Annotated in this window: 20 protein-coding genes and 2 tRNA genes; 11 read left to right on the forward strand and 11 right to left on the reverse strand. The window is 60.1% G+C overall.

The window, feature by feature from the left end; translation table 11 throughout:
- Nucleotides 1-89 precede the first annotated feature (89 nt).
- Nucleotides 90-350 (reverse strand): Imm32 family immunity protein, encoded by a 261-nt coding sequence (locus EC919_RS01660; protein ID WP_133770594.1) that lies wholly within the window; start codon nucleotides 348-350, stop codon nucleotides 90-92.
- Nucleotides 347-4909 carry an RHS repeat-associated core domain-containing protein gene (locus EC919_RS01665; RefSeq protein ID WP_133770596.1) on the reverse strand — a complete coding sequence of 1521 codons (4563 nt, stop codon included), beginning with the start codon at nucleotides 4907-4909 and terminating at the stop codon, nucleotides 347-349. Before EC919_RS01665 ends, EC919_RS01660 begins: the two co-directional genes overlap by 4 nt.
- Before the next feature lie 449 nt (nucleotides 4910-5358).
- On the opposite strand from EC919_RS01665, the gene EC919_RS01670 reads away from it, so the two are divergent.
- From EC919_RS01670 to EC919_RS01680, 3 genes are all read left to right on the forward strand, one after another.
- Nucleotides 5359-5703 (forward strand): YggL family protein, encoded by a 345-nt coding sequence (locus EC919_RS01670; RefSeq protein WP_133770598.1) that lies wholly within the window; start codon nucleotides 5359-5361, stop codon nucleotides 5701-5703.
- 390 nt (nucleotides 5704-6093) lie between these two features.
- Nucleotides 6094-7560, forward strand: coding sequence for a D-alanyl-D-alanine carboxypeptidase/D-alanyl-D-alanine endopeptidase (dacB, locus tag EC919_RS01675; RefSeq protein WP_133770600.1), 1467 nt, complete (start codon nucleotides 6094-6096; stop codon nucleotides 7558-7560).
- Nucleotides 7561-7790: 230 nt separating this feature from the next.
- Nucleotides 7791-8423: a DUF5666 domain-containing protein gene (locus tag EC919_RS01680; RefSeq protein WP_133770602.1), complete on the forward strand. Its 633-nt coding sequence runs from the start codon at nucleotides 7791-7793 to the stop codon at nucleotides 8421-8423.
- Between the two features lie 127 nt (nucleotides 8424-8550).
- Here the strand turns inward: EC919_RS01680 and EC919_RS01685 are convergent, their stop codons facing one another.
- From EC919_RS01685 to EC919_RS01695, 3 genes are all read right to left on the reverse strand, one after another.
- Nucleotides 8551-8922 carry a 2-oxoacid ferredoxin oxidoreductase gene (locus EC919_RS01685; protein ID WP_243842170.1) on the reverse strand — a complete coding sequence of 124 codons (372 nt, stop codon included), beginning with the start codon at nucleotides 8920-8922 and terminating at the stop codon, nucleotides 8551-8553.
- A 78-nt stretch (nucleotides 8923-9000) separates the two neighbouring features.
- The gene (locus EC919_RS01690; protein ID WP_133770604.1) at nucleotides 9001-9558 is read right to left on the reverse strand and encodes a DUF4174 domain-containing protein; all 558 of its coding nucleotides are present in this window, start codon (nucleotides 9556-9558) and stop codon (nucleotides 9001-9003) included.
- 254 nt (nucleotides 9559-9812) lie between these two features.
- Nucleotides 9813-9889, reverse strand: a tRNA-Val gene (locus EC919_RS01695).
- Nucleotides 9890-10175: 286 nt separating this feature from the next.
- On the opposite strand from EC919_RS01695, the gene EC919_RS01700 reads away from it, so the two are divergent.
- Both EC919_RS01700 and EC919_RS01705 read left to right on the forward strand, forming a co-directional pair.
- Nucleotides 10176-10499: a hypothetical protein gene (locus tag EC919_RS01700; protein WP_133770606.1), complete on the forward strand. Its 324-nt coding sequence runs from the start codon at nucleotides 10176-10178 to the stop codon at nucleotides 10497-10499.
- A 145-nt stretch (nucleotides 10500-10644) separates the two neighbouring features.
- Complete coding sequence (locus EC919_RS01705; protein WP_237253429.1) at nucleotides 10645-10866, forward strand: hypothetical protein; 222 nt, start codon at nucleotides 10645-10647, stop codon at nucleotides 10864-10866.
- 101 nt (nucleotides 10867-10967) lie between these two features.
- Here EC919_RS01705 and EC919_RS01710 read toward each other — a convergent pair.
- Nucleotides 10968-11044, reverse strand: a tRNA-Val gene (locus EC919_RS01710).
- Between the two features lie 247 nt (nucleotides 11045-11291).
- Here EC919_RS01710 and EC919_RS01715 point away from each other — a divergent pair.
- Nucleotides 11292-12575 (forward strand): NAD(P)/FAD-dependent oxidoreductase, encoded by a 1284-nt coding sequence (locus EC919_RS01715; RefSeq protein ID WP_133770609.1) that lies wholly within the window; start codon nucleotides 11292-11294, stop codon nucleotides 12573-12575.
- Between the two features lie 170 nt (nucleotides 12576-12745).
- Here EC919_RS01715 and EC919_RS01720 read toward each other — a convergent pair whose 3' ends face one another.
- Entirely contained in the window at nucleotides 12746-13447 is a 702-nt protein-coding gene (locus tag EC919_RS01720) for a peptidase C39 family protein (protein WP_243842171.1), read from the reverse strand.
- Nucleotides 13448-13686: 239 nt separating this feature from the next.
- On the opposite strand from EC919_RS01720, the gene EC919_RS27065 reads away from it, so the two are divergent.
- Nucleotides 13687-13851 carry a hypothetical protein gene (locus tag EC919_RS27065; protein WP_166650453.1) on the forward strand — a complete coding sequence of 55 codons (165 nt, stop codon included), beginning with the start codon at nucleotides 13687-13689 and terminating at the stop codon, nucleotides 13849-13851.
- 143 nt (nucleotides 13852-13994) lie between these two features.
- Here the strand turns inward: EC919_RS27065 and EC919_RS01725 are convergent, their stop codons facing one another.
- The gene (locus EC919_RS01725) at nucleotides 13995-14759 is read right to left on the reverse strand and encodes a TerC family protein (protein ID WP_133770613.1); all 765 of its coding nucleotides are present in this window, start codon (nucleotides 14757-14759) and stop codon (nucleotides 13995-13997) included.
- Nucleotides 14760-14877: 118 nt separating this feature from the next.
- Between EC919_RS01725 and nhaR the strand changes: the two genes are divergently transcribed.
- Entirely contained in the window at nucleotides 14878-15774 is an 897-nt protein-coding gene (gene nhaR / locus EC919_RS01730; protein ID WP_133770615.1) for a transcriptional activator NhaR, read from the forward strand.
- Here nhaR and EC919_RS01735 read toward each other — a convergent pair.
- Together EC919_RS01735 and EC919_RS01740 are read right to left on the reverse strand one after the other, a co-directional pair.
- Nucleotides 15771-16928 carry an MFS transporter gene (locus tag EC919_RS01735; protein ID WP_133770617.1) on the reverse strand — a complete coding sequence of 386 codons (1158 nt, stop codon included), beginning with the start codon at nucleotides 16926-16928 and terminating at the stop codon, nucleotides 15771-15773. The two genes, nhaR and EC919_RS01735, sit on opposite strands and share 4 nt — an antisense overlap.
- A 157-nt stretch (nucleotides 16929-17085) precedes the next feature.
- Nucleotides 17086-17595: a DUF1993 domain-containing protein gene (locus EC919_RS01740; RefSeq protein ID WP_133770619.1), complete on the reverse strand. Its 510-nt coding sequence runs from the start codon at nucleotides 17593-17595 to the stop codon at nucleotides 17086-17088.
- A gap of 109 nt (nucleotides 17596-17704) precedes the next feature.
- Here EC919_RS01740 and EC919_RS01745 point away from each other — a divergent pair, with 109 nt between their 5' ends.
- Complete coding sequence (locus EC919_RS01745) at nucleotides 17705-18385, forward strand: YceH family protein (protein WP_133770621.1); 681 nt, start codon at nucleotides 17705-17707, stop codon at nucleotides 18383-18385.
- Nucleotides 18386-18642: 257 nt separating this feature from the next.
- On the opposite strand, the gene EC919_RS01750 is transcribed toward EC919_RS01745, so the two are convergent.
- Nucleotides 18643-19455: a shikimate 5-dehydrogenase gene (locus tag EC919_RS01750; RefSeq protein ID WP_133770623.1), complete on the reverse strand. Its 813-nt coding sequence runs from the start codon at nucleotides 19453-19455 to the stop codon at nucleotides 18643-18645.
- A 238-nt stretch (nucleotides 19456-19693) separates the two neighbouring features.
- Here EC919_RS01750 and EC919_RS01755 point away from each other — a divergent pair, with 238 nt between their 5' ends.
- Both EC919_RS01755 and EC919_RS01760 read left to right on the forward strand, forming a co-directional pair.
- Nucleotides 19694-20044 (forward strand): hypothetical protein, encoded by a 351-nt coding sequence (locus tag EC919_RS01755; protein WP_133770625.1) that lies wholly within the window; start codon nucleotides 19694-19696, stop codon nucleotides 20042-20044.
- Between the two features lie 239 nt (nucleotides 20045-20283).
- Nucleotides 20284-20466 (forward strand): hypothetical protein, encoded by a 183-nt coding sequence (locus EC919_RS01760; RefSeq protein WP_133770627.1) that lies wholly within the window; start codon nucleotides 20284-20286, stop codon nucleotides 20464-20466.
- The last annotated feature ends 261 nt before the right edge of the window (nucleotides 20467-20727 follow it).

The following is a 20727-nucleotide window of genomic DNA, read 5'->3' on the forward strand; positions in this document are numbered from 1 at the left end:
GGGGCGCTGCTCTAAACCAGCTTGAGGGGGTGAGCGCCCTTCCCCTTTTCTTTGCGCAATTGCATGGGGCCGTCCCCTTTAGCCGTTGGCTAGCCTTTTGTAGGTTCAACAATTTCACGGTTCAGGGCGATGAAATCTACATGAGTTTCATGGGAAAAATTTTCAACTAAGTCTTGGAGGTGGAGGTGCTCCAATCCGAACTGTGCCATTTCGTCCGCCGCATTGATTAGAAAATTTCCTAAAGCTCTCATGGTTTCGGAATCCGCGAGAATTGATATCTCATCGAGTTGAATATTTTTATTACTGCCAGTGGCCGTGCCATGTACGGTAAAAGCCGTGAGATTTTTCATAGGTTGAATCCCTGCGATCGAAGGTAATCTTTCTCTTTACGCGTCAAATCATCTACATCACCACGTGAGCCGTGACTCTGTGAGCCGTCTCGGTTTACAACAATTTCTTTCTTTCTGGACTTGCATTGGCAGTGCGCGTGAACCTGCTGATTAGTGTTTTCCACATGGGGCGGGTCGAGTCGTATTCGGCCTGTACCTACAGGCTCCCAACGCCCCGAGCTCGCCAAGCCCGTTGGATCAATCCACGATATCGGGTTCGGCGCATAAACATGGAGGTTCAATCCGCCCGCGTAGCTGATCGGATCCTTGCTGATGAACCGCCCGACCCTTGGATCATAGTATCGATGGCGGTTGTAGTGCAGGCCGGTTTCGTGGTCGTGGTATTGGCCCTGGAATCGGACCGGGTTGGTCAGGCCGACCTGTTGGGCGAATTCGGAGCACTGTTCTCTCGCTTCGCCCCACGCTTTGTATTGCGCGCTCCACGCGGTGTTGCCGTTTTGGTCAGTGATTTCCTGCGGGGTGCCGAGGTGGTCGCACTGGTACCAGGCGAGTGCGTCAATCGGCAGCGCGACTGGCTTGTAGTTCCAGAGCGGATCTTCTTTGAAGTTGTACCGTCCGGTGTAAGTCGGTTGGCTTACGAGGCGGATGGTTTCATGGCGGATGGCCTGGGCCACCGGGACGAAAGTGCTGGGCTCATAGATGTAGTGGACGGTTCGGCCGACGGCGCCGGCGTACGGCGGTGGGCTGCTTTCCCACGCCAAGTTGTCGCCATCCCAGCCGTACAGGGTGAAGCCGCAGCCGAGTTCGCGCTCTTTGCGGGCGTGTTCGTTTTCGTTCCAGCCGGTGCCGGCTTCGGCGCGCGGGCGGTAGTGGGCTTTGGAGAGTTTATAGAGGCGGCGTCCGAGGGGGTCGTAGCCGAAGTCGACGGTGAGGCGCGGATCGTAGAAATGCACGAGGCGATCGAAGAGGTCCCAGTGCAGTTCACTGCGCAGGCCGTTGGTCCAGCGCTCGGTCAGGTTGCCACGTTCGTCGTATTCGTAGTGGTTGCCGGCGTAGTCGCGCAGCAGGTTGTCGATCACCTTGGGGCGCACAGGCTCCGGATCTAAAGGGCGGCGGACGGGGGCAGCGCTGTCGTTGAGCAGGTTACTTGCAGGGTCGAAGGCGAAGGTTTCAGTGCCGAGGCGGCTTGTTGCGGCGAGCAGGCGACTGACCGGATCGTAGCGGTATGAGAGCGGGCCTCGACGGCTGTCGTTGATGTCGGTGAGCTGCCCAGCAGCATCGTAGGTGTAGGCGCGTTTGATGAGCGTGGATTTGTCGTCGGTGCGACCGAGTAGTTGCTCGTGCAGATGCCCTGCCGGATCCCAGCTTTGGGTTTGCAGGAGTTGGTTGCCCTGATAGCGGGCGACTTCGCGATGCAGGTCATCGCGTTCGTAGCTGAGCAGTTCGTGCTCATCCAGCTTTAGACCCAGCAGATGGCCGCTGCCATAGGCCAGCCAACTGACGCGGTGGCCGTCCGGGCGAATGGTCGCGACGCGGTTGTTTAGCGCGTCGTACTCGTGCTGCCAGACGGCAACCAGTGGTTTATCCAGATTCGAATAATGCTGGTGCTCGCGCAGCAGATTGCCGGCCGGGTCGTGAAACCATTGCAATCGGCTGGCGGCGTTAGTTGCCATGACCAGATGGCCGTTGCCGTCATAGGCAAAGGTTTCGCTTTGGGACTTTTTGCCCAACGTGGCCCGACGCTCGGTCAGGCGGCCCACGGGATCGAAGGTCAGCGCTATGGTGCGCTGGCCGTTGATCGTCTGAGCCAGCCGACCGGTCTCGGGATCGTACTGATAGCGAGTCGAGCGACCGTCGAAGCCGCGCTCTTCCAAAAGTCTTCCGACCGGATCGTAGTGAAAGTGGGCCCGGCGCTCGTTTTCGTTTTCCAGCGCGACGAGGCGGCCCAGCTTGTCCCAGCGGTAGCGCAGGGTTTGTTCGGCGGCATCAACGCGTTCGGCAATAAAACCCGCAGCGGTGTAGCGCCAGGTGGTGCAGCGTTCGAGGCCATCGGAATGGGCCAGCAACCGACCTTCGGCGTCGCGACTGAACCGTTCTTCGGTCTTGTCGGGGTGCTTGATCAGGACAAGCTGGCCTGACTTGTATTCGTAGGTGGTGCTGTACCCGGCCGGGTCGGTGAAGCGAATTATCTGGCCGCGATCGTCGTACTCCCAAACGCTGACCTTGCCCGAGCAGTCGGTGTATTCAACGAGTTGTCCGGCGTCGTTGTAGGCCAACGACCTGGTGTTACCGTTGGCGTCCTTGATCGCTGTAGGAAGGCCAAACGTGTTGTAGGTGTATTCGGTAACGTTCTCTAGCGGATCGGTCGCCTCGATCAGATTTCCACGAAGGTCGTAGTCCCGCTTCCACAAGCCGCCCTCACCATCGCTGATCTTGATCAGATGGCTTTTATCGTCGTACGCGTAATTCACCACGCTGTGATCAGCGCGAGTGTGCTCGGTCAAATTGCTGAGCCTGTCGTACCGGTAACGGTCGGTACTGCCATCGGTATGGACGTGGCGGATGATGTTCTTGGCGGCATCACGGAAGAACCACTCCGAACGGCCATCGGCATGAGTGATGCGATAGGTGTAGCCGAGGCTGTCGTAGTAGTGCCGGGTTTCGTGACCGAGGGCATCCGTGACGTAGGTCAGACGAATGTTTTCATCCCACGCCAGCCGAGTATCAAAACTGCCGTCGTCAGCCCATTCGCGAATGGCCTTGGCGTCGGGACCGGAGCCCTGCCATTGAAGGTTCAAACCACGATTGGTGCGGTCGGTGTAACGAGTAATCAGGTGATTTTGATACTGGTAGCGCCAAGCAGCGCCATTCTCGTCCTGAGCCAGAACAAGATCGCCATAATCATCGTATTGATACGCGCACAGCTGGCGTTTAACGTCGCCATCACGTATTTCCCAGACACCGGTCAGCCGCCCCTGATAATCGATCAACGTGCCAAGTCGCAGATGGACTTTGTTTACATCTTTCTCCGAGTAAGTCACCAACTCGGAAAGAACCATCTGATCACCGTGCCGATGCTCGTAATGCAGCATCACCCCGGCGCCATTCGGCAACACCTTGTTGATCAGAACAAAACGATCACCCCGGCGAAGATAGGTTTCCCGGTGCTCAAGACCCCGCATCAGCACCAACCGATCTTTGCTGAGGCGAATGACGGTCAGATTTTCAATGGCGTTGAAGTGGAACAGTTTGACCTTGGGAAGGGGGAATTCGTGGCTGCGTCCGTCGAAGTCATGAAACACCAAACCGTCGCCGACGAGATCGAAACGTGTAGTAAACGGCGTGATCCAACGCGCGCCCACCACGTCATGATCGTAAGCATCAAGACTCGAACAGTAAGTCCGCGTCCACTCAATCGGAAACGGACCCGGCAGGCTGAAATCGGTATGACTAACCGACTCCGAACCCATCGCAAAGCTAATGCTCTTAATCGTCGCCGCACAGGCGCAATTCTTCTGCTCGTTGGGCCGACCCTTTGCAGGCTTCTCGAACTGAACAGCCTCAAGCTTGCCCTCACTCGCCTTGCGCTTGGCCTGATTAACCATCCCCGGTTTGATGTTGAACGACTGGCCATGCCCGTTGCGCGACCGCCAGGTGACCACCGCATCACCCAGCGTGAGCAGGAGCGAACCAATGGAATTCTGAACCCCAGGATCCGCCAGACGATTGATCTGATCCCGAAGCTCCGGTCCCAAGGCACGTAACGAGTCGGCGTGTCTGCATACCTGCTCTTTCAGCGCTTCAGGTACGAGATATTCGGCAGCACTGTTAACAGCACCCTTGCCCGCAGCAACACAAATATCTGCAGCCGCGACGAAGATATTGCCAATCGCCCCCTGCGGGTCATAAGCCCACAAGTCACCGGCTGCATGGACCCGCTGCTCCGCCTCCAGCAAATCCGCGTTGGCGTTTAGCTTCGGGTCGACCAAGCTCTCCAAGCCAGCAGCGATCTGAAGAAGCACGCCTTCACCGAGCTTCCCCGCATCGTCAAGAATCCCGGGGAGCTTGGCCTGGGCCTGCGTGACAAAGTCATCAAGCGTCCCCACGATGTCAGCATTGAGGTGCCCGATCAGAATCTCGATCAGCACGTCACCCAACACCAATTTCCCGCTCCGACGCATCTCCTGGCGCACCAGAAACAGCATTGGCCGCAGGCTCATCCGTGCCGCCGCCATGCGAGGCGGGCGTGGCATCACTCCGATCAGATTGATGCCCAGACTCACCCAATCCAGCGGATCGCGCTTCTCGCTGCTCCATAACCTGGCGATGTCATTCAGCGCATCAACGAGCGCCATGATGTTGCCTACCACCGGCAGTCCGCCTGCCTGGGCCTTGATTCGATCAAGCGAAACAACCCCGCCGCTGATCTCCTGTAACCAAACATCGACGTTGGCCGCACCGGCGCCAACGTCCTCAAGCTGAATTAGATCAAGCGGAACGATCGCCACTTGGGGTTCGCGTTTCTCGCCACCAACAGGCGGATTTAGGGGGGTCGCCAAGGATGCTCTCCGTGCTCAAAAAACCATCCGAAAAGGCGTGAATGCCGATCCGGGGCCACGGAGATATCAAGGGCTGTGCCAGCTATGAATTATCCAAGCAAAATCAATAGCTTAAGAAATAAACAACAGGTTTTAGCGAACGCCAGACCCGATAACAAAGCAAAAGTGCGCAAGAAGTTGCGCACCCCTGCGCAACTTCTTGCGCACGCGTCTGCATACCGCGGACGACGGGGCCTCCAACCCATCAATCTCCCTTTTCTCACCAAATGTGTGCGCAACTTCTTGCGCATCATGGCAATGAGTCATCCCCCAGCCTCTCTACGCCAGCCCGCCAGCCCCCCCAACCCAGAGCACAGTCAAAAATGCAAAACGCCTGATAAGCATCAAGCAGGCGCCATCCGGACGAAGCTGATAGACTGCGCCCCGAAATTACTTAAGAGGAACGCTTCATGGCCACTAACCGCTCCCGTCGTCTGCGCAAAAAACTCTGTGTCGACGAGTTCCAGGAATTGGGCTTCGAGCTGAAGCTGGGCTTCAAAGAGGACCTGGATGACGAGGCCATCGACGCTTTCCTCGACGCTTTCCTGGCAGAAGCCATGGACGCCAACGGTCTGGACTACGTCGGCGGCGACGACTTCGGCCTGGTCTGCCTGGCGAACCGTGGTTCGGTCAGCGAAGAACAGCGCGCTGCCGTTGAAGCCTGGCTCAAAGGCCGCAGCGAACTGACTGAAGTTGAAGTCAGCCCGCTGCAGGACGCCTGGTACCCGGAAAAGCCGATCAACGCGGCTGTCTGATGAGCTGGCGGGCCTCCCTGCCGAGCTGATATACGCAAAAAAGCCATCCCTCGGGATGGCTTTTTTGTGTCCGGCGTTCGGGGATTTGATGTGCTCAAGAGACAAAAACCGTAGCCGAACGTCATGAACACTGCTGCGAAGTGGCGGCCTGCAGCCGGCGTTAAACGGAAAAACCACGGTTTAACGTGACTTTGAATGGAGAAGGGCAAAAAATAGCGCCGTTTGACGGCTGTACCCCGGCGCAAGTCACGAAAGCCTGAGGCATAATGCCGCTTTACCGAAACGTCAGTGTCACGCCCTGCCATCGGGCATTTTCTGACGATTCGTTCACAGTGCGAGGGAATTCATCCCCTCTTCATCTCCGTTGTTTGCTGCAGTAGGGTTTATTGAATGATCAAGTCTTTGCGTCCGCTGTTTATCGCCACCCTGCTTTTGCCCCTCTCGTTCTCCATCGCCGCCGCCCCTATCAATACCGCCCTGCCCCCCAAGGTTCAGGAAGCACTCAAAGCCAGCAAGCTGCAGAACGATGCGCTGTCGCTGGTGATGTTGCCGGTCAGCGGCCCCGGCACCCCGACCGTTTTCAACGCCGATGTGTCGGTCAATCCGGCCTCGACCATGAAGCTGGTGACCACCTACGCGGCGCTGGAAATGCTCGGCCCGACCCATCAGTGGAAAACCGAGTTCTACACCGATGGCACCCTCAGCAATGGCGTTCTGCGCGGCAACCTGTACCTCAAGGGCGGCGGCGATCCCAAGCTGAACATGGAGCGTCTGTGGCTGCTGATGCGGGATCTGCGGGCCAACGGCGTGCAGCAGGTGACCGGCGACCTGGTGCTTGATCGCAGCCATTTCGTGCAACCGCAATTGCCCGTCTTCGACGACGATGGCAACGACAAGAACAAGCCGTTTCTGGTACGTCCCGACTCCTTGATGGTCAACCTCAAGGCCCTGCGTTTCGTCACCCGCAACGACGGCGGCAGGATTCTGGTTTCGGTGGAGCCGCCCATCGCCGCGATCCACATCAACAATCAGGTCAAAGCGCTGTCTTCCAGCAAATGCAGCGGCGACGTGCTGTACAACCCGGTGCCGGAAGCCGATGGCGGCATCAACGTCACGGTGTCCGGCCAGCTGGGTGACGGCTGCAATTCCCAGACGTACCTGTCGCTGCTCGACCACCCGACCTACACCGCCGGCGCCGTGCGCGCCATCTGGCAGGAACTGGGCGGGACGATTCTCGGCAAGGACCGTCTGGACGTGACGCCGGGCAGCGCCAAGCTGCTGGCCAAGGCCTTCTCGCCGGACCTGGCGGAAATCATCCGCGATATCAATAAATTCAGTAACAACACCATGGCCCAGCAACTGTTCCTCAGTCTGGGCGCTGAATTCCGCAACGAAGCCGACGGTGACGACGCAAAAGCCGCACAGCGTGTCGTACGCCAATGGCTGGCGAAGAAAGGCATCATCGCGACGCACCTGGTGATGGAAAACGGTTCAGGCCTGTCCCGCGCCGAACGGGTCAGCGCCCGGGAAATGGCGCAGATGCTTCAGGCTGCGTGGAACAGTCCGTTTCAGGCGGAGTTCATGAGCTCGCTGCCGCTGGCAGGGATGGACGGCACCATGCGCAAACGCCTGAAGCGTACGGCCCTGCGCGGTGAAGCCCACATCAAGACCGGCACATTGAACACGGTTCGGGCGATTTCCGGATTCAGCCGCGACAGCAACGGGAACACCTGGGTGGTCGTGGCGATCCTCAATGACCCGCGTCCATGGGGCGCGTCTTCGGTGCTGGATGAAGTGTTGGTCAGCCTGTACAACCAGCCGAAGCTGGCGAGCACGTCCATTTCGCTCCAGCAGTAACCTCCTGCACCGGGCTGTGCAAAGTCGTTCGACGACGTGCGCACAGCCCCGGTTGTCACCTCCCTGCCTACCAGCTCTGCCCCAACCCCGGCTAACCGGGAATCTGTATGCTCGGGTCGATCAGACACGCCAGCATTATCAAACCGCACTTGCTGACGGCATTGTCATGCACTTGATCGGGCACTATCGCTATTCTCAGCGCTAAGCCCATCACAGGATTCCCCCTGCCCATGAAGACGTCCAGAACCCAGACCCTCCGTCACTCCCTTCTCATCTCCGCATTGCTCAGCGCACTGCTGTCGGCAGCGCTGCCCGCCCACGCCGAAGATGGCAAACCCACGCGCGTGCGCGGCGCCATCACGGCGGTCGAAGGCGACGCGCTGAAGATTCACAGCAATCGCGGAGAGGACCTGCAGGTTGTGCTGACCCCTGACACGCAGATTCGCGGCGTCACGTTGGCCCAGGTGTCGGAAATCAAACCGGGCAGCTACATCGGCTCCGCCGCGGTGCCGCTGCCGGACGGCTCGTTGAAAGCGCTGGAGGTGCATGTGTTCCCGCCGTCAATGGCGGGCACGGGGGATGGCCACCGGGCCTTTGACCTGACGCCGGACAGCACGATGACCAACGGATCGGTTGGCGATCTGGTCGCCAGCAATGGCCGCACCATCACGGTGAATTACAAAGGCGGGCAGAAGAAGATCGTCATCCCTGATGACGTGCCGATCGTCAACCTGGTGCCAGGCGATCGCAGCTTGCTCAAGCCCGGGGTGAAGGTAGTGCTGCAAGCGCAGAAAGGCTCGGACAACACGCTGACCGCGCTGTCGATTTCAGCCGGGGAAAATGGCGTGGTCCCGCCAATGTGATGCGTCCGATGTACCGCGGCCGATGTAAAGCGGCCGATGCGAAAGGCTGTAGCGTTCAACACCTGCGTGGGCCGGCAGATGAAACAGCACCGCTCGGCACGCGCAGGTCATTGAATGCAGGGTGAACTCAGAGACAGGTCGCGAGCACCGCGCCACGCTGCTCGACGACCTTGGCGCCCGGCTTGGCGTAGAAATTGACCTTGGTCATGCCGGCCTTGCCCGCCACATCAGCGAAATACTCGCCTTCGGTGGTGTAGACCGTGAAGGCGCCAGGATCGCCCTTGGCCATGAACACGTCGGCCACATCGCCGAACAGCTGGACGTTGGCCCACGTGACCTTGATGCACTCGGCGACGGCGACCGCAGGTTTCTGACTGGTGTAGACCTGCGCCGGCCCTGCCGAGCGCGTCTGGTTCAGGCTCATGCACCCCGTCAACCCACCCGATAACAGGATCAGTGCCACAGCGCCCGCCCAATGTTTCATGCCAGTCCCATTCATCAAAAGTCCTTTTCGCTAAAAAAGGAGCGATGTTACCAGCAACCTCAAGCGAGCCCCATGGATAAGCCGTCTGAGGGATTAATCATCCAGCCCGGCGGGCGGTGCAGCGGGGGCGGCCTTGCCAGGCTTGGCCGGTTTGCCCGACGGCGTGGCGCCCTTCGGCTCGGCGACCGGCGCAGGTGGCGCAGCAGCAGCCGCTTCTTTCTCGGCCATCGGCATCTGGTCGATGGTGCTGAAGATGTCCTTCGGATCAATAGGACCGTTGTGAGTCATTTTCTTCTCACCGTCCTTGCCCACCAGAATCACCTGAGCCTGCCCACCTGCCTGGGCGCCGAGCTTGAGCTCGCGGATCAGGGCCATGGTGGTCTGGGCGTCGAGGTCTTTGCCGTTACGCTGCCCCACGGTGTTGATGATGGTGTAGAGGACCATGTCGCGCTTGGCGAATCCCTCCTTATTAGCGGGCTCGTCCAGGTTTTTCTTCAGGCCCACCAGCGTCGAGTCCACAGAACTCGACGCGATAACGATCAGCGGACGAGTCTTGCCGCGCTCCTGGGAAAGTGGGCCGTCACCGTCGGCAGCCAATAAGGGACTCGACAGGGCGAACAAAACGGCAAGGGTCAACGACCGGCTAAACATACACACCTCCTCTGGATTTCCATGCACTGATCATCGCGCATCATGGGAAAAGGTCCAGACGGTAGCGGGAAAAAAACCGGATTTATTTCATGGCGCGCGGTGGCTCATGGGTATCGAATCGGGTCGAAACGTCCGGCCATAGGGGCTATGGCTGACGTGCGCAAGGCTGGCTCGACGGGGAAATTTCAGACAATAAAAAAGGGCGAATCTTTCGATTCGCCCTTTTTGTCACCGCCCAGCAGAGCGGATTTGTTTGGTAGGCGCGATTGGACTCGAACCAACGACCCCCACCATGTCAAGGTGGTGCTCTAACCAACTGAGCTACGTGCCTGCTGTGGGTCGGCATTCTACGGATATTCAAATAGCTGTCAACGTCTTTTTCGCCCAGTAAGCCTATGAATATGCAAATTATTTAGGCGCGGTGCAGACACCCACCGATTGATCTCCGGGACGGCACGTCAGCCCTGTTCTTCTCAAGCGACTTACGCCTGACGAGTCTCCATTACTGCAAAAAGACGAGTGCAATTGACGGGCGTGTGCCGCTTGTCGCCGTGATAGCACTATAGTCAAACTCCAGATGCCGAATGGATAAGGCATTACGACACGGAGATCACCTGATGAACAGATCACTTGCTGCACTCGCACTGGGCTGTGCGCTGACATGCACCTCCCTTGCAGCGTTGGCTGGCGCCACATCGCCTGATATGGGCCCGCCACCGTCGCAAACCGGTATAGACCCACGCGTACAGGGCAGCGACCCGGCCCGCCAGGGCTCTGATGTGGACACGCAAACCAGGAAAGGCATCAGCATCGGTGGCGGCACGTCGATGAGCAACGGCAGCGGCAACAAAAACGATGCGGACCTGCCAGGTGGCGATACCACCAACGGTGGCGGCAGCAAAGGCTCGGGTTCGTCGAGTGCCGGCGGCGCGGGCGGCTGATGCCACTCACGCGAGACAGCAAAGGGCGCTTGAACAGCGCCCTTTTCGTGTCCGTCCTACGTGCTTTGGTATAGTGCGTCGCCGCCGCGTCCGAGTCAGGGTCGCAGGACGGGCGTCATCAACAGTGGAGAGCGGCACCGTGGGCATGAAAAAATCAGCGCTGGAACTCAAGCGTGACCTGAGCACCATTGCAGCCAATCTGGAAAGCACTGCTGGCGAAATCAGCCGGTTGGCCGAACGGGTGAATGATGTGGATGTGGTCGCGGTGCTGCACTTGATGAATCAGCAGTACAAGGACGCTGACCGGCTGCGCGCCTATGTGGACGAGATCAGAGCGGGGCGCATTACCCGCGCCAAGCCCGAGTGATCGGCAGGGGGAAACCCCAAGGGATCAGGTTCGGGCAAACAAAAAAGGGTGACCCTCTCGGGCCACCCTTTTTCGTTACCGCCCAGCAGAGCGGATTTGTTTGGTAGGCGCGATTGGACTCGAACCAACGACCCCCACCATGTCAAGGTGGTGCTCTAACCAACTGAGCTACGTGCCTGCTGTGGGGCGGCATTCTACCGGGATTCGGATCGCTGTCAACTTCGATTCATCCCTAAGCCTATGAATGTCCGGGCAATTTGCGCCTGCGCTGACGAATCGGACTGAGAGCATGCGCCTGTGCGTCGGTAGCCAATGCCTTGCCAGCCTCTCGTCGAGAACGCAAACCTGCGGCAGTGTCTGGCCGCCAAATTTCATCTCAGGTAGGATCCGCCCATTCGTAAAAAATATAAAACAGGGGTTACAGGATGACGAACACGCCATACCCACATTCCTACTACGCTGCTTCTGCCAACCCCGTTCCGGTTCGGCCTCGGCTGCAAGGGGACGTCGAAACCGACGTGGTCATCATCGGTGCCGGTTACACCGGACTCTCCAGCGCCCTGTTTCTGCTGGAACACGGCTTCAAGGTGACTGTGCTGGAAGCCGCAAAAGTCGGTTTCGGCGCCTCGGGCCGTAACGGCGGGCAGATCGTCAACAGTTACAGCCGCGACATCGACACCATCGAAAAGAGCGTCGGGCCCAAGGAAGCGCAGCTGCTCGGGCATATGGCCTTCGAAGGCGCGCAGATCATCCGCGACCGCGTCGCCAGATACCAGATCCAGTGCGACCTGAAAGACGGCGGTGTTTTCGCCGCAATCACGCCCAAACAGATGGGCCATCTGGAATCGCAGAAACGTCTCTGGGAACGTTACGGCCACACGCAGCTGGAGCTGATGGACCAACGCCGCATCCGTGAAGTGGTGGCGTGCGACCAATACATCGGCGGCATGCTCGACATGAGCGGCGGGCACATCCACCCGCTGAACCTGGCGCTGGGCGAAGCGGCGGCGGTCGAATCCCTGGGCGGGGTCATTTACGAACAGTCGGCAGCGACCCGCATTGATCGCGGTGCCAGCCCGGTCGTGCACACCGCCGAGGGCAAGGTTCGGGCGAAGTTCGTCATCGTCGCGGGCAATGCCTATCTAGGCAATCTGGTCCCTGAACTGGCGGCCAAATCGATGCCCTGCGGCACCCAGGTCATCACCACCGAGCCGCTGAGCGAGGAACTGGCGAGCACGTTGCTGCCCCAGGATTACTGCGTCGAGGACTGCAATTATCTGCTGGATTACTACCGGCTTTCCGGCGACAAGCGCCTGATCTTCGGTGGCGGCGTGGTGTACGGCGCGCGCGACCCGGCGAACATCGAAGCCATCATCCGGCCCAAGATGCTCAAGGCGTTTCCGCAACTGAAGGACGTGAAGATCGATTACGCCTGGACCGGCAACTTCCTGCTGACCTTATCGCGGTTGCCGCAAGTCGGCCGACTGGGCGACAACATCTATTACTCCCAGGGATGCAGCGGCCACGGCGTGACCTATACCCATCTGGCCGGCAAAGTGCTGGCCGAAGCCTTGCGCGGACAGGCAGAACGATTCGACGCCTTCGCCGGCCTGCCCCACTACCCGTTCCCGGGCGGGCAATTGTTGCGCACGCCGCTGACAGCATTGGGTGCGTGGTATTACAGCCTGCGGGACAAGCTGGGGTTCTGACGGACCACGCCGGTAAGTCTCCCGGGCTCGGATGGCCGTCCCATTGTAGGAGCGCGCTTGCCCGCGAATGCCATCGATCAGGCGCTAAAGGGGCGACTGACCCACCGCGTTCGCCAGCAAGCCGGCTCCTACAGGTTTTGCCTCCAGACCGGGATCATTGGTCATTCATCTTAGCGGTCAGCTTTGCCGTTCAGCGCCTTGACCGCCTCGCCCGCCGCCTGTTCCTGCCCGGCCTGGGCCAGATCATTGGCGGCTTTCAGCCAGCGTTCGCGGTCCACCGGCACCGGCACCTGGCGCGGGCTCTGGATCAGCACGGCCCAGTTCCCCGCGTCGTTCCAGTCCGACGTAAACGAATCGAAGCTCGCCGTCACTCGCCCTGGCCCGGTGTAAATCAGCACCGTGCGCTTGTTCTGGTCAAACCCGACCAGCACGCCGTAGCGCTGCTCTTTCCACAACAGGGAGCCGTCCGAAAACCGCACCATGACCGGGTACCCCGCCGACACCTGGGCCAGCAAGTCCGGGAGACCATGATCGACGGGGTACACGACGAAGCCGTATTCGCGGGCCAGTTCCAGCATGCTGCGGTCAAGCTTGTCTTCGGCGCCCGGCAGTTTCAGCGGTTTTTCCAGCAGCCCCGGCGTGGTCTGTACCCCATGCACCGTCAGCATGCTGGCCAGAGCGAACGGTGCGCTCTGGTAATCCTTGCCACGGAACGACGGCACCGCGTTGATTTCCACCCGGTCGGGCAGCGTCTTGTACATCGGCGGGTAGCCGGGCTTCCAGTTATGGGCGTTCGAGCAGCCTGCCAAGACCAGCACGGCGGCGAGCGCCAGCCATTTGCGTCGACCTGCACCGCTATCCAATCGCGTCAATGCCCGCACGTTTCTTCACTCACTTGACTGATGGCAACGGATCCCGAGACCCGGCCGGAACGCGGATGATAGAGCCGCCGCCGGATGCGGTATAGCCCGAAACGCTGTCAACGCGAGTGGATAGAACGAATCGGTCACGCAATTCGTGCCATCGGTCAATTTTTGGCAACAACCTGCAGACTAGACTGTCGGTTACTAAGAGACGAAGAGAAGAGCCGGAGGAAGCCATGAGCCTCGGAATGACCATTGTGATGTTGATCGCTGCCTGGCTGGCCGTTGCGGCCGCCATGTTGTGGGGGGTGATGCGGATATCCCGTCGCCATCATCCGCATTATCGGGAAACCGAAGCCGCGAAATCCGTAGAGCGTGCACAGCGCAAAATCCGTCATGTCACTGCGCACTGATGATCTTGTGAGCTGAACACGCAGAGACAAATGAAAACGGTCGGTAATGGCATTCCATTCCCGACCGTTTTTTATTGCCCTGCCATTTATTCCTTCGTCCTTCCTGCTCCGCCCTTGATCGCCGGGCGCAGCCCACCTCAGCGTCAGACCTTCTGGCCCTGCGCTTCGGCGTCCAGATGGCGCTGGCGAGAACGACGAACCAGCATGTTCAACACTTCAATCAGAGCCGAGAACGCCATGGCGGTATACACGTAGCCTTTCGGAACGTGGGCGCCGAAGCCTTCGGCGATCAGCGTCATGCCGATCATGATCAGGAAGCCCAGAGCCAGCATGACCACGGTCGGGTTATCGTTGATGAACTTGGCGAGGGGCTCCGACGCCACCAGCATCACAACCACGGCAGCCACCACGGCGATGACCATGATCGGCAAGTGCTCGGTCATGCCGACGGCGGTGACGATGCTGTCGATGGAGAACACCAGGTCGAGCATCAGGATCTGACCGATCGCGGCCGCCATGCCCAGGGTAACGGTGCTGGAAGCGGCTTTCTCGGCTTCGCTCTTGATGTCGACGCTGTGGTGGATCTCGGTGGTGGCCTTCCAGACCAGGAACAGGCCACCGGCGATCAGGATCATGTCCTTCCAGGAAAACGCCTGGCCGAACACTTCAACCACCGGCGCGGTCAGCTGGACGATCCACGCCACGGTGGTCAACAGGCCCAGACGCAGGATCAGCGCCATGCTGATACCGATCCGGCGCGCCTTGGTGCGCTGATGAACCGGCAGCTTATTGGTAAGAATCGAGATGAAGATAAGGTTGTCGATGCCGAGCACGATTTCCATGACGACCAGTGTCGCCAGAGCGATCCACGCCGTTGGGCTTGCAGCCAGTTCCAGAAGGTATTCCATATAAGCGAGTGTCCGGTATCAGTTCAGGGGATAGGGCGGCATTCTAGGGACGGAAACACTTCAGCAAAATTCGTATTTTTCAGGCGTATACTTCGGTTTTCCCGAAGTGACGGCACCCATGCTCAACTACCGACAGCTGCATTATTTCTGGGTCGTGGCCAAGACTGGCAGTATTGTCCGCGCCTGCGAGCAATTGAACCTCACGCCACAGACCATCAGCGGGCAAATCAGCCTGCTGGAGCAGACCTACGGCGTCGAATTGTTCAAGCGTGTCGGCCGTCAACTGGAGCTGACCGAAACCGGTCGCGTCGCCCTCCCATATGCTGAACAAATGTTCCAGCTCGGTGGCGAGCTCGAAGCTGTGTTGCGCGCGCAACCGGACGAACAGCAAATCCTCTTCCGCGTCGGCGTCGCCGATGTCGTGCCCAAATCCATTGTCTATCGGCTCATTGCCCCGAGCATGGCACTCAACGAACTGGTGCGCATCAGTTGCCGGGAAGACCAGCTCGAACGCCTGCTGGCGGACCTCGCGATTCAGCGCCTGGACCTGGTGATATCCGACAGCCCGATGCCCTCTCATCTGGACATTAAAGGCTACAGCCAGAAACTGGGCGAATGCGGCGTGAGTTTTTTCGCCACCCGCGCCCTCGCCGCCCGCTACGGCGAGAACTTCCCCCACGGCATGCAAGGCGCGCCGCTGCTGATTCCCGGTCAGCAAACGGTGGTGCGCAGCCGTCTGATGCGCTGGTTCGCCGAGCAGAATATCCAGCCGAAAATCGTCGGGGAATTCGACGACAGCGCCCTGATGAAGGCCTTCGGCAAGTCCGGCAGCGGAATTTTCATTGCGCCTAGCGTGATCGCCGATGAAGTGATCGAGCAATACGACGTTGAGCTGATCGGCCATACCGACGCCGTGACCGAGTCGTTCTACGCGATCTCGGTCGAGCGCAAGGTCAAGCACCCCGGCATCGTGGCGATTACCGAGGGCGCACGCAATCAGTTGTTCCCGGACTAAGCGTCGCAGGTGGCGGGGTGTGGGCGGACGGTCATCAGCAACAGGGCCAGCAGGATCGACAGCAGAATGATGCCGGCCGCCGCGAAGCCCAGACTGCCAAGGCCCAGATGATCAATCACCCGCCCGCCGATGATTGCGCCAATGCCGATGCCCAGATTGGCCCCGGCGATATTCAACGAGGCGGCAAAGGCCGGGGCCTGTGGCGCGGCCTTCATCAGCCGGACATGGCTGACCAGAAACAGCGCCGCCTGGGTCGCGCCCCACACGGCCAGCGCCAGAGCCAGCGCAGGCAGGGAGTGCATGCTCGGCACCACCATGACCATGCCGCCAATCATGAACGTACAAAAGGTCAGGCTGGCGATCAACGGATGGCGATCCACCAGCCGCCCGCCCAGGGAATTACCCAGCAAGCCCACGGCACCGAAGCCCATCAGGCACCAGCCGACCACGGTGCCATTGAAACCGGCCAGGCGTTCGAGCATGTCCGCCAGATAGGTGTACGCGGTAAACATGCCGCTGAAGACCAGCACCGACAGCAGCACGTGCCCCTGCATCAACGGGCTGCGCAGAATACGAAACTGGCTGCGGAATGAGGCCTGATCCTTGTGCACGCTGCGGGGAAGGTAAATGAACAGCAGCAACGCTTTGGCGAACGCCATCACCGCGAGGATGGCGAAGGCGCTGCGCCAGCCGATGGCGTCCGAGATCAAGGTGCCGACGGGGATGCCGAACACGGTGGCGCAGACAATACCGAAGCCGATCTTGGCAATGGCGCGGCCGGCATGGTCCGGTCCGACGATGTCCAAGGCGGTTTCGCTGGCCAGGGCCCAGAACACCGGCAACCCGAGCGCCGGGATCAACCGCGCGGCGGCCATCACCCAGGTGTTGGGCGCCAGCGCTGCAACGACGTTTGAGACGCCGAACATGATCAGCACCGAAATGAACAGGCGCTTGCGCTCGAAGCGCGAGAAGTACGCGGTCAGGAACGGCCCGAAGCAGGCCACCGTGAAGGCGAACAGCGTGACCAGCAAGCCCGCCTGGGGAATGGTGACGGCCAGATCGCGAGCAATGGCGGGCAGCAGACCGACGATCACGAACTCTGTGGTCAGCACGGTAAAGCCGGCGGCCGACAGCAGGTAAATGGGGAAAAACATGAAATCTCCAGAACGACAAAACGACCAGTCCTCGCGGAGCGGTCGATCGGATGTGGCTTGAATCAGGACGCGGAGGGTAACAGAGCCGAACGTCTGGCTGGCAGACGCCGGATGAAACACGTGTCGCTGCCCGCGCCGAGACGGGCAGCGAGACCTGTCAGTAAGCGCCCATGTAGTCGCGCTTGCCGACTTCCACCCCGTTGTGGCGCAGCAGGTCATAGGTGGTGGTAACGTGGAAGAAGAACTGCGGCAGCGAGTAATGCAGCAGATAGGTCTGGGTGTTCAGACGCTTTTCCTTGTCGGTGCCCGGGCGCAGCACGATTTCGCGCGCTTCGTTGCCATCGACCTGTTCGGCCTTGATCGTGTCGAGGAACGCCAGCACCTTGGTCAGCAGCGCTTGCAGGTCGGCGAAGGTGGTTTCGGTGTCTTCGTACTTCGGCGGCTCAAGGCCTGCCAGTCGTGCGCCGGCGCCTTTGGCGAAATCAACGGCAATCTGCACCTGACGCACCAGCGGGAACATGTCAGGGAACAGACGCGCCTGCAGCAGGGCATCCGGCTGAATGTTTTTGGCGGTGGCGTGGGCTTCGCCTTTGGCCAGAACGGCGCTGAGGGCGGTGAGCATTTGCTTGAAGACTGGGATGGAAGCGGCGTACAGAGAAAGGGTCATGGCAGTTCCTCGGGAAATGAGTCGCACGGCGGCGGACGCGAACGCGGCTTGTCTTTTACCTCATCCACCCCCTACCCTCATAGCCTTTTCAACGCTTGGGGAATGGGTCATGTCTGACGAGCTGGATTCCGAAAACACCGTTGAAGCCTCGGATGCGCTGCAGCTGAGCAGCACCGAAGTGCGCATTCTGGGCTGCCTGATCGAGAAGCAGGCGACTCATCCCGAGACCTACCCCCTGACCCTCAACGCGCTGGTGCTGGCCTGCAACCAGAAAACCAGTCGCGAGCCGGTGATGAACCTGACCCCCGGCCAGGTTGGCCAGAGCCTGCGCGCGCTGGAAAGCCTGCAACTGACGCGTCTGGTCATGGGCAGCCGGGCGGACCGCTGGGAACACCGCGTCGACAAGACGCTGGAACTGGTTCCGGCGCAACTGATCCTCACCGGCCTGCTGTTGCTGCGCGGCCCGCAGACCGTCAACGAACTGCTGACCCGCAGCAACCGCATGCACGATTTCGAAGACGCCGACGCCGTGGTGCATCAGCTTGAACGGCTGATCGGGCGCGGGCTGGCGGTGCTGGTCCCGAAACAGGCAGGCCAGCGCGAAGACCGCTACCTGCACGCATTGGGTGATCCGGCCGACAGGGAGACCATTCTCGCCGCCCGCGCGCACCCGGCGGAGCGCAGCAGCGGCGGCAGCAATTCGGGCAGCTCGGCGCTGGCCGAGCGGGTCGAAGCCCTCGAAGCCCGCATCGCCGCCCTGGAAGAACGGCTTGCGTTGCTGGAGGGTTGAAGGCGGCCCGACAAGCTAGCACTGACACAACGCGTTCGCGGGCAAGGTGGAGCGCCACCCCGGTCACTCCTACAGGTTTTGCGTCCGCCCAAGACCATGATCTTTGCCGAGATCCACTGTAGGAGCGCGCTTGCCCGCGAAGACGGCGTGTCAGACGTGGAGATGTCGACTGACACAATGCATTCGCGGGCAAGCACGCTCCCACAGGTTTTCCGACGGCCGCATGTCCCATTGGTATGCGGCAAGCGGCAGACGCATCAACCCCGGGCGAACGCCGCGGCTGCCTGGTACTGCGCCTCGCTCGGCGTCACGCCGGTGTAAAGGATGAACTGCTCCAGCGCCTGAATTGCTGCGACCTGATCACCGGTGATCAGGCGCTTGCCCATGCGCTCGGCTTCGACAATGAACGGCGTACGCGCAGGCGTGGCGACGACGTCAAACGCGGTGTCGGCCTGCTCGATGGCGGCCACGTCAAAGGCCAGCGCATCGGCCTGGTCGCCGGTCATCCCGAGGGGAGTGACGTTCACCAGCAGCGGCGGTCGCTCACTGCCCAGTTCGGCTTGCCACTCAAAGCCGCAGGTCTGCGCGAGCGCCCTGCCCGCCTGTTCGTTGCGCGCCACGATCAAGCCGTCGGTGAAACCGGCGTCGCGCAGGGCACAGGCGACGGCCTTGGCCATGCCACCGCTGCCGCGCAGGGCAAACCGAGTCCGCGGCACGTCATGGCTGTCCACCAGTTGGGCGATGGCGATGTAATCAGTGTTATAGGCTTTCAAGTGGCCATCGGTATTGACGATGGTATTGATGGATTGAATAGCAGCGGCGGACGCATCCAGCTCATCGACCAGTGCAATGGAGGCTTCCTTAAAGGGCATCGACACGCCGCACCCGCGAATGCCCAATGAGCGCATCCCTGCGATGGCTGCCGGCAGGTCGTTTGGCGAGAAAGTCTTGTAATAGAAGTTCAAGTCCAACTGTTGATAGAGGTGGTTATGGAAGCGCACGCCGAAGTTGCCCGGACGTCCGGCGAGCGACATGCACAACAGCGTTTCCTTACTGGCAGTGACCAACATGAAATCTCCCGAGTGGTATTAGAAGACGCCTGGGGAAAGGCGTAGAATCGCAGCGCTCTGGCGCTCATTCTTGACAACCGCGCCAGCCATTGTCATGAAAGTTGTCGAATACCTTACACAAAATTTACCCAACGGCTTCGCAGATATTTCCGAAACCGTTGTCTGAGAAGTTATCCCGTGGCAGTGCCTGAGCGTAACGCAGGCTCGCGACAACGGGACTGAACACCGAGGAACAGTCATGATTCGTCAGATCCCCAAAGTTGCCTTGTTGTTAGGCGCCCTCGCCCTTGCAGGCCAGGCTGAAGCCCATGGCGGCGGCCCGGGCTGGGGTGGAGCAGCCGTAATCGGTGCGGTCGTTGGTGGTGTCGTCGGCGCGGCAGTGGCGTCCGGTCCGGTCTATGCAGCACCCGCTCCCGTGTATTATTCGGCCCCGGCGCCCGTCTATTACGCGCCACCGCCGCCACCGCCGGTTTATTACCAGCCGGCTTATGTCGTTGAACGTCCGGTCGTCTACGCACCGCGTTACTACGGCCCGCCACGTTATTACGGCCCACCACCGGGCTACTACCACGGTGGCGGTCGCTGGTAACAGCGGTTTGCCCCCGGCCGGAGGGCTCTCGACCCAGGGTCGCAGCCCTCACCTGACACTGACCCCGCCTCCCCGGCGGGGTTTTTGTTTCCGCGCCTTTCAGGCCGGATCCAAACCCGGCTTCGACAACCTGCCCATCACCGTCCCTACCCGCTCATCAATGACGACTATCGAGAGCGTTGATTTCTGCATCAACCGGTCGCGCCGTACAGTAGCGCCATAGATTGATGGAGGCACTTATGACCAAGGTTCAAATCATGTCGGTTGTCGGCAGCGCAGTACCCGCCCAGCTTCGTGAGCGCGGTCTGTTGGCGTGCTGGTACTTGATGCAGAACGGTGAGCCGGTCAGCGGTCCGTTGCCTTCACTGCCGGTGGCGCAGGCCCTGTCGCAACAACTTGAATGCCGCTCGCTCAACAGCTGAAACCCTATTCGCTCTTCCCTGTAAATCGTGCGTTGCTCCGCACACCCCTTTAGCCCGCCTCTTTAATGAGGCGGGCTTTTTTTTGCCCAATGACCGGGCTTTTAGTGACTGCGCTGCGCGTCAGGGGCGCAATAAAAAGCTCATTCGACCCTTTTAAATACAGGCTTTTTGGATCCGCTACCTGAACCTGAGCCATATGACAGCGCTTTATTAGCGAAACCTCCTGCTGCCCCATCGACAACTTCAGAAACTTGCTCCTAA

This window comes from Pseudomonas graminis, assembly GCF_004364335.1.
Classification (GTDB): Bacteria; Pseudomonadota; Gammaproteobacteria; order Pseudomonadales; family Pseudomonadaceae; genus Aquipseudomonas; species Aquipseudomonas graminis_D.